The sequence below is a fragment of the Nocardioides sp. Root122 genome (assembly GCF_001425025.1).
Classification (GTDB): Bacteria; Actinomycetota; Actinomycetes; order Propionibacteriales; family Nocardioidaceae; genus Nocardioides.
Map to the genome: position 1 here is coordinate 13,174 of NZ_LMDE01000013.1, position 13,650 is coordinate 26,823.

Here is a 13,650-nt window from a genome sequence, read left to right on the forward strand (position 1 = left end):
CCAACGACGTGCGCCGGGAGGGGTTACGCGTCAGTAGTCGGGCTGGCTGGGGTCGATCTGGTTGACCCAGGCGACCACGCCGCCGCCCACGTGCACCGCGTCGGCGTAGCCGGCGCCCTTGACGATCGCGAGCACCTCGGCCGAGCGCACGCCCGACTTGCAGTGCAGCACGATCGGCTTGTCACCGGGCAGGTCGCCGATCGCGTTGCCGTTGAGGAACTCGCCCTTGGGCACCAGCACCGAGCCGGGGATCCGGTTGATCTCGAACTCGTTGGGCTCGCGCACGTCGATCAGGGTGAAGTCGCGCTCGCCGGCCTCGCGCTCCTTGAGCATCTGCTCGAGCTGGACGACCGAGATCGTCGAGCCGGCGGCTGCGTCGGCGGCCTCCTCGGAGACCGCGCCGCAGAAGGCGTCGTAGTCGATGAGGCCGGTGACGGTGGCGTTCTCGCCGCACAGCGCGCAGCTGGGGTCCTTGCGGACCTTGAGCTTGCGCCACTCCAGCTCGAGCGCGTCGTAGATGACGAGCTTGCCGATGGCCGGGTCACCGATGCCGGTCAGCAGCTTGATCGCCTCGTTGACCTGGATCGAGCCGATGCTGGCGCAGAGCACGCCGAGCACGCCGCCCTCGGCGCAGCTGGGCACCATGCCGGGCGGCGGGGGCTCGGGGTAGAGGCAGCGGTAGCACGGCGCGTCGTCGGACAGGGTGGGCGCGAACACGCTCGCCTGGCCGTCGAAGCGGTAGATCGAGCCCCACACGTAGGGGATCCCGAGGAAGTACGCCGCGTCGTTGACCATGTAGCGGGTGGCGAAGTTGTCGGTGCCGTCGACGATCAGGTCGTAGCCCTCGAAGATCCCCATCACGTTGTCGTTGTCGAGGCGCTCGTTGTGCACCACCACGTCGACGTAGGGGTTGACCTCGGCGATCGACTCCTGCGCGGAGACGGCCTTGGGGCGGCCGATGTCGGACATGCCGTGGATGATCTGGCGCTGCAGGTTCGACTCGTCGACCTCGTCGAACTCGGCGATCCCCAGCGTGCCGACCCCGGCAGCGGCCAGGTAGAGCAGGGCGGGCGAGCCCAGTCCGCCGGCGCCGATGACCAGCACCTTGGCGTTCTTCAGCCGCTTCTGCCCGGCCATCCCCACGTCGGGGATGATCAGGTGGCGGCTGTAGCGGCGCACCTCATCCGTGGTGAGCTCGGCAGCCGGCTCGACGAGCGCAGGGAACGACACGGGTGGACTCCTTCGGGTGACGGCCAGGTCCCTGCCTCAACCGGCCGGGACGCTGCTCTGTTCCCGTCCATGGTCTCCGCCGGTTGGTGCTCGGGCTCACCGGTCCCGCCATCCGGACCCCCACGACGCCCGCCCTGCCGTCCTCGGGGCCGAACGGTGTAACACCTCGGGTCACCGCGACGCTGACCCAGTGTGTCCTGGGTCACGCCCGTTGCGACGACACCCGCCCCGCTCCTCCGGAGCACGTACAGATGGAGAACATCCCTGTGAAGAAGATGGCACCCGGCGTCCTCGCCGGCGCGGCCACGCTGGCGCTGGGCCTCACCGCCCTCGCGCCCGCCGTGGCCGTCCCCTCCGACGACTCGCCCTCGTCGGGCCAGTCGGCACGGTCCAAGCCGGACAACCGTCCCGGCCCCCGGACGGCGAAGCAGCTGCGCCTGAAGGACAAGGCGCTGGCGATGCTCGACAACGGCAGCGCCAAGCTGCGCTCGCGGCAGGGCGGCGGCGCGACGGTCGCGCTCGGCGGCGGCACGTTCGTCGAGTTCCCGGTCGACAAGTCCGACAAGATCTTCACGATCCTCTCCGAGTTCGGCGACACCGGCTCCGGCAAGCTCGGCACCACGCCCGGCCCGCTGCACAACCAGATCCCCCAGCCCGACCGCGCCACCGACAACTCCACCTACTGGGTCTCCAACTTCGACAAGGCCCACTACGAGGAGATGTTCAACGGCGACGGCGAGTCGTTCAAGAACTACTACGAGCAGCTCTCCTCCGGCCGCTACACCGCGACCAACACCGTGACCGACTGGGTCAAGGTGCCGGGCAACGCGTCGACCTACGGCGACAACACGGTCGAGGACAACGGCGGCTCCTGGTCGTTCATCGACGACTCCGCCGACTCCTGGTACGCCTCGCAGGTCGCGGCAGGCCAGACCCCGGCCCAGATCGACGCCTACCTGTCCCAGTTCGACGTGTGGGACCGCTACGACTTCGACGGCGACGGCAACTTCAACGAGGCCGACGGCTACATCGACCACTTCCAGGCCGTGCACGCCGGCGAGGGCGAGGAGGCCGGCGCAGACCCCGACGCCATCTGGTCGCACCGCTGGTACGTCGGCACCGGCTACGGCACCACCGGCCCGAGCGTCGGGGGCACCAACAACCTCGGCGGCGGCGCCAAGATCGGCGACTCGAAGTACTTCATCGGCGACTACACCGTCGAGCCCGAGAACGGCGGCCTCGGCGTGTTCGCCCACGAGTTCGGCCACGACCTCGGCCTCCCCGACTACTACGACACCGCGGGCGGCGAGAACGGCAGCGCCTTCTGGACGCTCATGTCGTCGGGCTCGTGGCTCAGCCACGGCGCCAACGCGCCGGCGGGTGGCGAGGGCATCGGCACCGTCCCCGGCCTGATGGGCCCGGAGGAGAAGCTCTTCCTGGGGTGGCTCGACCACACCGACGTCAACTCCGGCACGAGCGGCACCTACACCCTCGGTCCCTCGCAGCACACCTACGACGGCGCCGACCAGGCGATCAAGGTGAACCTGCCCAACTCCTCGGTCACCAACAACTACACCACGCCGCCCTCGGGCACGCACGCGTGGTGGACCGGTCGAGGCGACGACATGTCGAGCACGCTCACCCGCACGGTGCCGGGATCCTCCTCAGTCACCGTCACCGCCAGCGCGTGGTACGAGATCGAGGCGGGCTACGACTTCCTCTACGCCCAGTACTCCGTCGACGGCGGCAAGACCTGGACCACTGTCGGCTCGCCGATCGACGGCTCGTCGCGCGACACCTGGAAGGGCCTGCGCTACTCCTACAAGCCCGGTGGCCGCGAGTCGCTGTTCCGGTTCCTCTACAAGACCGACGGCGGTGTCAACGAGGCCGGCGCGTTCCTCGACGACATCGCGGTCAAGAGCGACTCGGGCACCGTCATCGACGGTGCTGAGGACGGCGCCAACGGCTGGACGCCCGCGGGCGGCTTCGCGATCTCCACGGGCGTCGAGGTCACCAATGCCTCGCGCTACTACCTGCTGGAGAACCGTCAGTACGTCGGCTACGACAAGACGCTCTCCGAGGGCCCCTACCAGTTCTCCAACGGCCTCACGAAGCCCAACTGGGTCGAGTTCTTCAAGTTCCAGGACGGCATGCTGGTCTGGTACGTCGACAACTCCTACACCGACAACAACGTGGCGGAGCACCCCGGTGCGGGCTACGCGATGGTGGTGGACTCGTTCCCCAACTCGCTGACCTACCCCGACGGCAGCAGCCCGAGCAACCGTCGCGAGCCCTTCGACGCCACCTTCGGCCTCGACACCGTCGACCCGACCTGCCTGCACAAGGAGGTCGCGGGCGGCACCCGGAAGGACCCGACCGTGACCACCCTCGCGGCCTGCGCCGGCGGCGTGAAGCAGAAGGCGACGTTCGACGACACCGACGTCAACGCCTACTACGACGCTGCTGCCCCGCAGAACTCCGTCAAGGTCGCGGGCGTGGGCGTCAAGGCCACCGTCACGGCCACCAAGAGGGGGTTCCTCACGGTGAACGTCTCCAACCCCGCCCCGTGAGCTGACGCACGCACCACGCGACGACCGACACGCAGAGAGGGGCCCCGGGCGACCGGGGTCCCTCTCCGCGTCCGGGCCGCCGGATAGGCTCGGCCCCACGTACTGACCAGTACCCGCCACCAGCAGGAGCCCGACGTGACCGCAGGCAGCCCCGACACCACCTCCGACGGTGCGTTCCCGCGACCGCGCGGCGGCCGGATGCCGCGACGCGAGCGCCGGGTCCAGCTGCTCGAGTCGGCTCTCGAGGTCTTCGTCGCGCAGGGCTACCACGCCGCTGCGATGGACGACATCGCCGACCGTGCCGGCGTGTCCAAGCCTGTGCTCTACCAGCACTTCCCCGGCAAGCTCGACCTCTACCTCGCGCTGCTCGACGCCTCCTGCGACACCATCATCGACAACTGCCGCGCGGCCCTGGCCTCGACGTCGGACAACAAGGACCGCGTCGCGGCGACGATGAAGGTCTTCTACAGCTACGTGGCCTCCGAGGAGGGCGCGTTCCGCCTGGTCTTCGAGTCCGACCTGACCAGCGAGCCCGACGTGCGCGAGCGGGTCGACCGGGTCACCGTCGAGTGCGCCGCGATGATCGCCGACGTGATCCGCACCGACACCGGGCTGCCCGACGAGGCCTCCGAGCTGCTGGCCGTGTCCCTGGTGGGAATGGCGCAGGTCTCGGCACGGTTCTGGCTCGCGGGTGGCGGCAGCATCGCCCAGGACGACGCGGCCTCCTTGATCGCCGGGCTGGCCTGGAGAGGCATCCGGGGCTACCCGATGACCGACGACCAGCTGAGCCGGCGCTGACCGCCGACCACCCACCCGGCACCATTCAGAGCATCCCCCGACGAACGTCACAGCAAGGAGCACCACCGTGGAGGTCAAGATCGGCGTGCAGAACGCGCAGCGTGAGCTCGTGCTCGACACCGACAGCACGCCCGACGACATCGAGGCCAAGCTGGCCGAGGCGCTGGCCGGCAGCGGCGTGCTGCGGCTGGCAGACGTGAAGGGCCGCACGGTCATCGTGCCGGCCGACAAGATCGCCTACGTCGAGCTCGGTTCCCCGAGCGCGAGCACCGTCGGCTTCCGCTGACGCCTCACCTCAGGGGGTGGGCACCCCATCCTTGCGGGCGGCGTGGCGATTGCTCAGGCCGCTTGCGGGGAACATGATGAGCACGTCGGGCACACCCGTGCTGACACTCCTGCCGAGCACAACGCTCGGACGGTTTCATGGAAGGAAGTCGAACCATGCTCGTACAGATCATCGTGACGTTGATCGTCGGCGCAGTCATCGGTCTCCTGGGCAAGCTGATCGCGCCCGGAGACAAGGACAACATCCCGATCTGGCTGACCATCCTCTGCGGCATTGGCGGCGCCTTCATCGGTAGCTTCCTCTACTACGGCCTGTTCGGCACCTCGGGCAACTACAACGGTGACATGTTCGACACCACCAAGGGTCCGGACTGGTGGCGGTTCGTCTGGGAGATCGCCGTCGCCGCGGTCCTGGTCGTCATCGCGTCCACGGTGACCGGCCGCAACTCCGGCAACCGCACGCACGTCTGACACACGCGCACGGCACGAGGCCCCGCAACCGTTTCGGTTGCGGGGCCTCGTCGCGTCTGGGATGCGGCTCAGGCGTCGAGGCCGAGCCGCGCCATCCGCTCGGTGTGCAGCTCGGTGAGCCGGGTGAACATCCGCCCCAGCGCCGCCAGGTCGAGACCGGGACGGTCCACTCCCCCGGCGAGCAGGGCGGTCAGCGACTCGCGGTCGCCTGCGACGCGCTGCGCCTGGGTCAGCGCCTCACCCATCAGCCGTCGACCCCACAGCGCCAGACGGCCGCCGAGACGGTGGTCCTCGGCGATGCCGGCCCGGACCCGCTCGACGATGAACTCGGTCTGCCCCGTGTCCTCGAGCGAGCTGATGATGACCTCGCGCGTCTCGGTGTCGAGGTAGGCGGCGATCTCGCGGTAGAAGTCCGCGGCGAGCCCGTCGCCGACGTAAGCCTTGACCAGGCCCTCGTAGTAGTCCGACGGCGCGGTGTGCGCGTGGAAGCTGTCGAAGCTGTCGCGGAACGCCTGCATGGCCTCACCGGGGTCGGCACCGAGCTCCTCGAGCCGGCCGACCAGCTTCTTCAGGTGGCCGAACTCGGCGGTCGCCATCGCGCCGATCGCGATCTTGTCGTCGATGCCCGGAGCCAGCTTGGCGTCCTCCACGAGCCGCTCGAAGGCCGACAGCTCGCCGTAGGCGATCGCGCCGAGGAGGTCGACGGCGGCGCGGCGGTAGTCCTCGTCGGGCGATTCAGTCATGCGCGCAGCGTAGCGATACCATCGAGAGGACCGAGCCCCGGCGAAACCTGCCGGTGGCCGCCTGTATGTGCGCGGTTGGCATTGCCTTCTCCGAGTGGCTGACCGCATACGCGTGGGACATCCAACTCATCCGAAAGCGACTCCATTCGTGACGACCACCTTCCGTGACCTCGGCGTGCAGACCGAGATCTGCGACGCGCTCGAGCGCGCCGGCATCACCACCCCCTTCGCCATCCAGGAGATGACCCTCTCGGTCGCCCTGCTCGGCACCGACCTGATCGGCCAGGCCCGCACGGGCACCGGCAAGACGCTCGCCTTCGGCATCCCGGTGCTGCAGCGCTCGGTCTCCCCGCGCGACCCGGCCTACGCCGACATGCCGCAGGGCAAGCCGCAGGCACTCATCGTCGCCCCGACCCGCGAGCTCGCGCTCCAGGTCTCGAGCGACCTGTCGATCGCCAGCGCCGACACCGGCCTGCGTGTCCTCACCGTCTACGGCGGCGTCGGCTACGACACCCAGCTCGAGACCCTCGACGCCGGCGTCGACATCGTGGTCGGCACCCCGGGCCGCCTCATCGACCTGGCCAACCGCCGCGCCCTCGACCTCTCGCACGTGCACGCGCTCGTGCTCGACGAGGCCGACGAGATGCTCGACCTCGGCTTCCTGCCCGACGTCATCACGCTGCTCTCCAAGACCCCGGAGACGCGCCAGACCATGCTGTTCTCGGCGACCATGCCGGCCGCGATCGTCGCGCTGGCCCGCACGCACATGCGCCACCCGATGAACATCCGCGCCGAGTCGTCCTACGACACCACGATGGTGCCGGCCACGGCGCAGTTCATCTACCTGGCCCACGACCTCGACAAGCCCGAGATCATCGGCCGGGTCCTGCAGGCCGAGGACGCCGAGAAGATCATCGTCTTCACCCGCACCAAGCGTCAGGCGCAGCGCGTCGCGGACGACCTGGTCGAGCGCGGCTTCAGCGCCTCGCCGCTGCACGGCGACATGGCTCAGGTCGCGCGCGAGAAGGCACTCGCCAAGTTCCGCGAGGACAAGATCCGAGTACTCGTCGCCACCGACGTCGCGGCTCGCGGCATCGACGTGCGCGGTGTCTCGCACGTCATCAACTACACCTGCCCGGAGGACGACAAGACCTACGTCCACCGCATCGGCCGCACCGGCCGCGCGGGCGCCTCGGGCATCGCGATCACGTTCGTCGACTGGGCCGACGTGCACCGCTGGAAGATGATCAACAAGACCCTCGACCTGCCCTTCCCGGAGCCGCAGGAGACCTACTCGACCTCCGAGCACCTCTTCCACGACCAGGGCATCCCGGTCGGCACCAAGGGTCGGATCGTCGACCCCGCCCCGGTGGAGAAGAAGGAGCGGGCCCCGCGCGAGCGCTCGGGCGGTCGCTCGGGTCGCGGGTCGGACTCGGGCTCGGGCGCGGCCTCCTCGGCCTCCTCGGAGAAGTCTGGCGACGCCCCGCGCCGCCGCAACCGCAGCCGTCGCCGCACTCGCGGTGGCGAGTCCGTCGAGGCGCCGAAGGCGTGAGTCAGCGCTTCTTCGGGGTCTTCTTCGCAGTCTTCTTCGGCTTCGGCCGTGACGCCCGCGCGACGAGGTTCTCGGCCACCTCGCGGTAGGCCTTCGCGCCCTTGCTGCTGCGGCTGGTCGCCAGGATGGAGCGGCCGGCCGCCGGGGCCTCGGCGAACTTGATCGTCTTGGGGATCGGCGGCTCGACGACCTCGAGGTCGTAGGTCTCGCTGATCGTCTCCAGCACCGTGCGCGAGTGGTTGGTGCGGCCGTCGTAGAGCGTCGGCAGCACGCCCCACACCTCCAGGCCGCGGTTGGTGAAGCGGCGTACGTCGTGGACGGTGTCGAGCAGCTGGCCGACGCCGCGGTGCGAGAGCGTCTCGCACTGCAGCGGCACGAGCACGCCGTCGGCGGCGGTCAGCGCCGCGACCGTCAGCACGCCCAGCGAGGGCGGGCAGTCCAGCAGCACCCAGTCGTACGCCTCGTCGCCGAGGTCCTCGGCGAGCTGCTCGAGCGTGCTCTTGATGACGTGCTCGCGCCCGGTGCGGGTCAGCAGGTCGGCCTCGGCCCGGGCCAGCTCGATGGTCGCCGGCAGCACGTCGACCCCGTCCTCGGTCTCCAGGATCACCTCGGTGGCGTCCACGCCCTGCGTCAGCACGTGGTGGACGGAGACGTCGAGGTCCTCGGGGTCGATGCCGAGGGAGAACGTCAGGCACGCCTGCGGGTCGAGGTCGACGAGCAGGACGCGGTGGCCCAGCTCGGCCAGCGCGGCCCCTATCGAGGCGACCGAGGTCGTCTTGGCAACCCCGCCCTTCTGGTTGGCGACGGCCAGCGTGACGGGGGCCGGACCACGGCTCTTGGTGCTCATCGATCGCCATTGTGCCGGACCGGGTCGCACACAGCGGGGTCGTCCTGAAATGCTGACGCCATGACGACTTCGCTCATCACCGGTGCAACCGCCGGCATCGGCCTCGAGTTCGCCCACCAGCTCGCCGCCCGCGGCGACGACCTCGTCCTCGTCGCCCGCGACGCCCAGCGCCTCGAGGCGGTCGCCGAGGAGCTGCGCCGAGCGCACCAGGTCGACGTCGAGGTCCTGGTCGCCGACCTCGTCGACCGCGACCAGCTCGCCACGGTCGAGGCCCGCGTCGCCGACCGCGCGCGACCGGTCGACCTGCTCGTGAACAACGCCGGCTTCGGGTTGAAGCAGCGCTTCCTCGACAACAGCGCCGACGACGAGACCGCCATGCTCGAGGTGCTGGTCACCGCCGTCCTGCGGCTGAGCCACGCCGCCCTCGGCGCGATGACCGAGCGCGGCCACGGCGGCATCATCAACGTCTCCAGCGTCGCCGCCTTCCTCCCCCGCGGCAGCTACTCCGCGGCCAAGGCCTGGGTCAACAGCTTCAGCGAGTGGGCCCACCTGGAGTACGGCTCGCGTGGCGTGAAGGTGATGGCGCTGTGCCCCGGCTTCACCAAGACCGAGTTCCACGAGCGGATGAAGGTCACCCGCGGCGACGGCTTCATGTGGCTCGAGCCGGACTTCCTCGTGCGCAAGGCGCTGGAGGACTTCGAGAAGGGCCGCGCCTACTCGATCCCCGGCGCGCAGTACAAGACGATCATCGCCCTCACCAAGGCCATCCCGAACCGCGTGCTCCGGCTGACGCAGAGCATGGGCCGCCGGTGACGGCGCGGATCGTCCCCGCTCGCCCCGAGGACGCCGAGGCGTTCGCCGACCTGCACCTCGACGTCTGGGAGGAGGCCTACGCCGCGCTGATGCCGACGTCGGTCTTCACCGAGCGGCGCGCCCGGCGCGACGAGCGGGTCACGAGCTGGCGCACGATCATCGAGACGGGCTCCAGCGCCAACCTGCTCGCGTGGGCGGCCGACGGGACGCTCGTCGGCTTCTCCAGCACGGGTCCCGGCCGCGACGACCCCGCCGACGGCCTGCCGCCGCTGGAGCTGATGGGGCTCTACGTGCGGGCATCGGCGTACGGCACGGGCGTCGGGCACGCGCTGCTCACTGCCGCGATCAGCGACTCCGACGCCTACCTGTGGGTCCTCGACGGCAACGCGAGGGCGATCGGGTTCTACGAGCGCCAGGGCTTCCGCTTCGACGGCGCCACCAAGCCCGAGGACGTCGGGCTCGAGCGCCGGATGGTGCGCCGGTAGTCACTCCCCGAGCCGCACCGTGCAGGCAGTTCATCGCCTCAGGCGACGGGCTGAGCGTGGTCCGAGATGCCGGAGGCGCGAACTGCCTTCTGGGTGCACCGACGGACGGGCGTCACGGGCGAGGCGCCGCGAGGGCGACCAGCCGCTCGTACTGCTCGGGGTCGGTGGTGTTGACCCCGAGGTCGTGATCGACCTTGCCGAGGCCGTGGTGGTCGCTGCTGCCCGTGACGAGCAGGTCGAGGTCGGCCGCGATGGCGCGGAGCCGGGCGCGGAGCTCGGGCGGGTGGTCCTGGTGGTCGACCTCGATCCCGGCGAGGCCCAGCTCAGCGAGCATGCCGAAGGTCTCCTCGGTGAGCACGGTGCCGCCGCGGCGCCCCCAGGGATGGGCGATGACGGGGACGCCGCCCGCCTCCACGACGATCGGGATCATCTCCTCCAGCGGGGGCGCGTAGCGGTTGGCGTAGCCCGGCTGGCCCGGGCTCAGCAGGGTCGCGAAGGCCTCGGCCCGGTCGGCGACCACGCCCCGCCGGACCAGCGCGTCGGCCACGTGCGGACGACCGGCGGCGACGGATCCCCCCGCCTCACGGCGTACGTCGTCCTCGGTGACGTCGATGCCGTGGGCCTGGAGAGCGGCGACGATCGCGGGCGTGCGCTCGGTGCGCCCGGCGATGATGCGGTCGAGGACGTCCGTGAGCGGGCCGTGGGTCGGGTCCGGCAGGTAGGCGAGCAGGTGCACGCCGCGGTGCTGGAGCTTCGTGCTGATCTCGAGACCCGGCACCAGCGTGATGCCGACCTCGTCGGCCGCCTGCTGGGCCTCGGCCCAGCCGGAGGTGGCGTCGTGGTCGGTCAGCGCGACGACGTCGAGGCCGGCCGCCTTCGCCTCGCGCACGAGCGCGCCCGGGGTGTCCGTGCCGTCACTCGCGGACGAGTGCGTGTGGAGGTCGATCCGCACGTCAGCTGTTCCACTTCAGCAGGGCCGGCGTCTCCCGCTCGAAGCCGAGCACCGACACCGTCGAGGTGTCGAGCCGGAAGAAGCGACCCTCGGCCGCGGGCTGCTCGAGCCAGCGCGCCGTGAGCACCCGCAGCGAGTGGCCGTGTGCGAAGACCAGGGTCCGGTCGTGGTCACGGGCGCGGGCGACGACGCGGTCCAGGCGCGCGGAGACCTGGTCGGCGGTCTCGCCGCCGGGCACGGGGTGCGTCCACACCGACCAGTCGGGCACCGTCTCGCGGATCTCGGAGGTGGTCACGCCCTCGTAGTCGCCGTAGTCCCACTCGACGAGGTCCTCGTCGACCTCGACGTCGGCGAAGCCCGCCAGCTCGGCCGTACGACGTGCGCGCTGGCGCGGGCTGGTGAGGACGAGGTCGAAGTCGACGTCGTAGAGCCGCGGGCCGAGCAGGATGGCCGCCTCCTCACCGTCGGAGGTGAGCGGCAGGTCGGTGATGGAGGTGTGCTTGCCGTCGCGGCTCCACTCGGTCTCGCCGTGGCGGACCAACCAGAGCTCGGGACCGGCGGTGGAGGACATGCGCGCGAGTCTGCCACGGTCGGACCGGACTCCTGCCACGATGCTCGCCATGAGTGGACCCACCGCCGGCCCCGTGGACCTGGGCCGTGCGCGACTCGCGATCGCGGCCGCCTTCGGCACCCAGGGGCTGGTCTTCATCAGCCTGACGACCCGTCTCCCGCGCATCCAGGACCGGTGGGACCTCGGCGAGCTGGCCCTGTCGGGCGTGCTGCTGATGATGGTCCTCCTGGCGGGCGCGGGCTCGCTGCTGGCCGAGCGGCTGGCGCCGCGTCTGGACAGCGCGGTGGTCCTGCGCGTGGGCCTGCTCGTCGTGGCGGCCTCCGTGGCGGTGGTCGTCCTCGCCCCGGCGAAGGGCGTCTTCGTCGTCGCCCTGGCGGCGTACGGCGTCGGGCTGGGGCTGGTCGACGCGACCGGCAACATGCAGGCCGTCGCGCTGGAGCACCGGCTCGGCCGCGTGGTGCTGCCCTCGTGCCACGGCGCGTGGACCCTCGGCGGCGTGATCGGCGCGGTGCTGACGCTGGCCAGCACGGACGTGCCGTGGTCGGCGATCGCCGTCCTCGCCCTGCTGCCGCTGGCGGCCACCGTGGCGCCGTACCTGCCGCGCGACCACGGCGAGGCAGCGACGTCCACCGACACCGACGTGCCGTGGCGCGCGATCGTCATGGTCGGGCTGGCGCTGGTCGTCTTCTACACGGTCGACACCGCGGCAGCGACGTGGGGACCGGTCTACCTCGACGACGTGTTCGCCGCCCCCGAGGAGCTGGTCGCCCTCGCGACCCTGCCCTACCTGCTGGCCAGCGGCCTGGTGCGCCTCGCGGGCGACCGGCTGACCGAGCAGGTCGGCGCGGTGCGGCTGCTGCGGGTCGGCGCCGCGGTCGCGCTCGTCGCGCTGGTCGTCGTCGTGGCCTCGCCGACGTGGCAGGTGGCCGTCCTCGGCTTCACCCTGCTCGGCTGCGGCGTCGCGGTCGTCGCACCGCTCAGCTTCTCCGCGGCGGCCGCGCTGGCCGGCCGCAACGCCGACCCGGCCACCCGGCAGGCCCGGGTGGACGCCGTGGTGGCGCGGTTCAACCAGTTCAACTACGCGGGCGCCCTGCTCGGGGCGGTGATGACCGGCGCGGTCGGTGCCGGGTCGCTGCGGGTCGGCTTCGCGGTGCCGCTCGTGCTGGTCATCGCCCTGTTCTGGCTGGCCAAGGCGTTCGCGCCGGCGGACGACCACGCGCCCGCCGACGCCTGAGAACGCGGGGGCTCAGACCCCGCCGCCACCTGCCTTGCGCCGGTGCATCGGCTTGGCGACGTTCTTGTCGTTGACCTCCGAGCCGTGCGCCTTCTCGCGCGAGCCGGCGGTGTCGTCGGGGTGATCGTGGCCCTTCTTGCGATCGAGGGCCTCGCGCATCTTGGCCTTGAGGTCTGCGTTGGGGTCCTGATCAGCCATGGGGTCCTCCTGGATCCGAGGTGGGTCGGGTGACTGCCACCCTGCCAAACGCGTCAAGCCCGGTCGAGGGGTTATCCCCCGCCGGGCCGGCGCAGCACGTCGATCCGGCCGGCGAGCTTGCCCTCCATCCGGTGCACGTGCCAGCGGCAGTCGCCGAGCATCACGTCGTAGGCCTCGTCGCCGAACTCGGCGCGGTAGCGCTCCGGCTCGCGCAGCAGCCGCGCGAGGTGGAGCAGCGCCCGCGACGCGCGGCCCTCCTGCTCCTCCGACCACTCCCCCCACTCGCTCGCCAGGTCGATCGTGTCGACCACCTCGAGCCCGGACACAGCGATCGCGCGGTCGAGCACGGCGGGGTCGGCGCTGTCGGGCACGACGCCCATGACGGCGAAGAGCCAGTCCGCCTCCTCGCGCGGCAGCAGGTCGGTGGCGACGACCTGGTAGCCGACCACGTGGCCGCCCGGACGCAGCACCCGGGCGAACTCGGCGTACGCGTCCTCCGGGTGCGCGACGTGCACCATCACGTCGCGGCACCAGACGAGGTCGATCGAGGCGTCGGCAGTGGGGACCCGGGTCGCGGAGCCGCGCTCGAACGAGACCCGCGACGCGATCTCCGGCACCACGTCGCGGCGGACCTCGCGGGCGAGGTCGAGGTGTCGCTGCACCGGGTCGATGCCGAGCACTCGCAGGCCGAAGTGGGTGGCGAGCCGGAAGGCGTACGTGCCCTCGCCGCAGCCCACGTCGACGACGCGGCTGTCGGGTCGCAGCCCGAGCTCGCGCACGACCTGGAGCAGCACGGACGGGTCGCGCGGCGCGAGGCTCTCGTCGAGGCGGGCGCTGAAGGCCTCCTCGATGCGCGGGTAGGTGTCGTACAAGAACTCACGGTCCCAGGCCACGGGCCGAG

Annotated in this window: 15 protein-coding genes; 8 read left to right on the plus strand and 7 right to left on the minus strand. The window is 71.0% G+C overall.

The annotated features are described in order from the left end of the window. Nucleotides 1-30 precede the first annotated feature (30 nt). Complete coding sequence (gene moeZ / locus ASC64_RS17165) at nucleotides 31-1,230, minus strand: adenylyltransferase/sulfurtransferase MoeZ (protein ID WP_056908781.1); 1,200 nt, start codon at nucleotides 1,228-1,230, stop codon at nucleotides 31-33. A 251-nt stretch (nucleotides 1,231-1,481) separates the two neighbouring features. Here moeZ and ASC64_RS17170 point away from each other — a divergent pair, with 251 nt between their 5' ends. From ASC64_RS17170 to ASC64_RS17185, 4 genes are all read left to right on the plus strand, one after another. Then, on the plus strand, nucleotides 1,482-3,800 hold the full coding sequence (locus ASC64_RS17170; RefSeq protein ID WP_082550591.1) for an immune inhibitor A domain-containing protein: 2,319 nt from the start codon (nucleotides 1,482-1,484) through the stop codon (nucleotides 3,798-3,800). Nucleotides 3,801-3,998: 198 nt separating this feature from the next. Then, a complete protein-coding gene (locus ASC64_RS17175) occupies nucleotides 3,999-4,598 on the plus strand; it encodes a TetR/AcrR family transcriptional regulator (protein ID WP_056908999.1) in 600 nt (199 codons plus the stop codon). A gap of 67 nt (nucleotides 4,599-4,665) precedes the next feature. Continuing rightward, nucleotides 4,666-4,884 (plus strand): DUF3107 domain-containing protein, encoded by a 219-nt coding sequence (locus ASC64_RS17180; RefSeq protein ID WP_056908782.1) that lies wholly within the window; start codon nucleotides 4,666-4,668, stop codon nucleotides 4,882-4,884. 155 nt (nucleotides 4,885-5,039) lie between these two features. Continuing rightward, nucleotides 5,040-5,354 (plus strand): GlsB/YeaQ/YmgE family stress response membrane protein, encoded by a 315-nt coding sequence (locus ASC64_RS17185; protein WP_056908783.1) that lies wholly within the window; start codon nucleotides 5,040-5,042, stop codon nucleotides 5,352-5,354. 68 nt (nucleotides 5,355-5,422) lie between these two features. Here ASC64_RS17185 and ASC64_RS17190 read toward each other — a convergent pair whose 3' ends face one another. After that, the gene (locus tag ASC64_RS17190; protein ID WP_056908784.1) at nucleotides 5,423-6,097 is read right to left on the minus strand and encodes a ferritin-like fold-containing protein; all 675 of its coding nucleotides are present in this window, start codon (nucleotides 6,095-6,097) and stop codon (nucleotides 5,423-5,425) included. 61 nt (nucleotides 6,098-6,158) lie between these two features. Here ASC64_RS17190 and ASC64_RS17195 point away from each other — a divergent pair, with 61 nt between their 5' ends. Then, nucleotides 6,159-7,649, plus strand: coding sequence for a DEAD/DEAH box helicase (locus tag ASC64_RS17195; RefSeq protein ID WP_439956816.1), 1,491 nt, complete (start codon nucleotides 6,159-6,161; stop codon nucleotides 7,647-7,649). Nucleotide 7,650: 1 nt separating this feature from the next. Here the strand turns inward: ASC64_RS17195 and ASC64_RS17200 are convergent, their stop codons facing one another. Next, a complete protein-coding gene (locus tag ASC64_RS17200) occupies nucleotides 7,651-8,496 on the minus strand; it encodes a ParA family protein (RefSeq protein WP_056908785.1) in 846 nt (281 codons plus the stop codon). Between the two features lie 60 nt (nucleotides 8,497-8,556). Here ASC64_RS17200 and ASC64_RS17205 point away from each other — a divergent pair, with 60 nt between their 5' ends. Beyond that, nucleotides 8,557-9,309 carry an SDR family NAD(P)-dependent oxidoreductase gene (locus tag ASC64_RS17205; protein WP_056908786.1) on the plus strand — a complete coding sequence of 251 codons (753 nt, stop codon included), beginning with the start codon at nucleotides 8,557-8,559 and terminating at the stop codon, nucleotides 9,307-9,309. Further along, the gene (locus ASC64_RS17210) at nucleotides 9,306-9,794 is read left to right on the plus strand and encodes a GNAT family N-acetyltransferase (protein WP_056908787.1); all 489 of its coding nucleotides are present in this window, start codon (nucleotides 9,306-9,308) and stop codon (nucleotides 9,792-9,794) included. Before ASC64_RS17205 ends, ASC64_RS17210 begins: the two co-directional genes overlap by 4 nt. 112 nt (nucleotides 9,795-9,906) lie before the next feature. Here ASC64_RS17210 and ASC64_RS17215 read toward each other — a convergent pair whose 3' ends face one another. Together ASC64_RS17215 and ASC64_RS17220 are read right to left on the minus strand one after the other, a co-directional pair. Beyond that, the gene (locus ASC64_RS17215) at nucleotides 9,907-10,746 is read right to left on the minus strand and encodes a PHP domain-containing protein (RefSeq protein ID WP_056908788.1); all 840 of its coding nucleotides are present in this window, start codon (nucleotides 10,744-10,746) and stop codon (nucleotides 9,907-9,909) included. A 1-nt stretch (nucleotide 10,747) separates the two neighbouring features. Then, nucleotides 10,748-11,317, minus strand: coding sequence for a histidine phosphatase family protein (locus ASC64_RS17220; RefSeq protein ID WP_056908789.1), 570 nt, complete (start codon nucleotides 11,315-11,317; stop codon nucleotides 10,748-10,750). 49 nt (nucleotides 11,318-11,366) lie between these two features. Between ASC64_RS17220 and ASC64_RS17225 the strand changes: the two genes are divergently transcribed. Further along, nucleotides 11,367-12,551 carry an MFS transporter gene (locus ASC64_RS17225; protein ID WP_056908790.1) on the plus strand — a complete coding sequence of 395 codons (1,185 nt, stop codon included), beginning with the start codon at nucleotides 11,367-11,369 and terminating at the stop codon, nucleotides 12,549-12,551. Between the two features lie 12 nt (nucleotides 12,552-12,563). On the opposite strand, the gene ASC64_RS17230 is transcribed toward ASC64_RS17225, so the two are convergent. Together ASC64_RS17230 and ASC64_RS17235 are read right to left on the minus strand one after the other, a co-directional pair. After that, a complete protein-coding gene (locus ASC64_RS17230; RefSeq protein ID WP_056908791.1) occupies nucleotides 12,564-12,749 on the minus strand; it encodes a DUF5302 domain-containing protein in 186 nt (61 codons plus the stop codon). A gap of 71 nt (nucleotides 12,750-12,820) precedes the next feature. Then, a complete protein-coding gene (locus ASC64_RS17235; RefSeq protein WP_056908792.1) occupies nucleotides 12,821-13,642 on the minus strand; it encodes a class I SAM-dependent methyltransferase in 822 nt (273 codons plus the stop codon). Nucleotides 13,643-13,650: the final 8 nt, after the last annotated feature.

Bases quoted from the DNA above. Each gene is read 5' to 3' on its own strand.
- ASC64_RS17185 (WP_056908783.1), top strand. From the start codon at position 5,040: ATGCTCGTACAGATCATCGTGACGTTGATCGTCGGCGCAGTCATCGGT.
- ASC64_RS17190 (WP_056908784.1), bottom strand. From the start codon at position 6,097: ATGACTGAATCGCCCGACGAGGACTACCGCCGCGCCGCCGTCGACCTC.
- ASC64_RS17205 (WP_056908786.1), top strand. From the start codon at position 8,557: ATGACGACTTCGCTCATCACCGGTGCAACCGCCGGCATCGGCCTCGAG.
- ASC64_RS17225 (WP_056908790.1), top strand. From the start codon at position 11,367: ATGAGTGGACCCACCGCCGGCCCCGTGGACCTGGGCCGTGCGCGACTC.
- ASC64_RS17175 (WP_056908999.1), top strand. From the start codon at position 3,999: ATGCCGCGACGCGAGCGCCGGGTCCAGCTGCTCGAGTCGGCTCTCGAG.
- ASC64_RS17230 (WP_056908791.1), bottom strand. From the start codon at position 12,749: ATGGCTGATCAGGACCCCAACGCAGACCTCAAGGCCAAGATGCGCGAG.
- ASC64_RS17170 (WP_082550591.1), top strand. From the start codon at position 1,482: ATGGAGAACATCCCTGTGAAGAAGATGGCACCCGGCGTCCTCGCCGGC.
- ASC64_RS17220 (WP_056908789.1), bottom strand. From the start codon at position 11,317: ATGTCCTCCACCGCCGGTCCCGAGCTCTGGTTGGTCCGCCACGGCGAG.
- ASC64_RS17200 (WP_056908785.1), bottom strand. From the start codon at position 8,496: ATGAGCACCAAGAGCCGTGGTCCGGCCCCCGTCACGCTGGCCGTCGCC.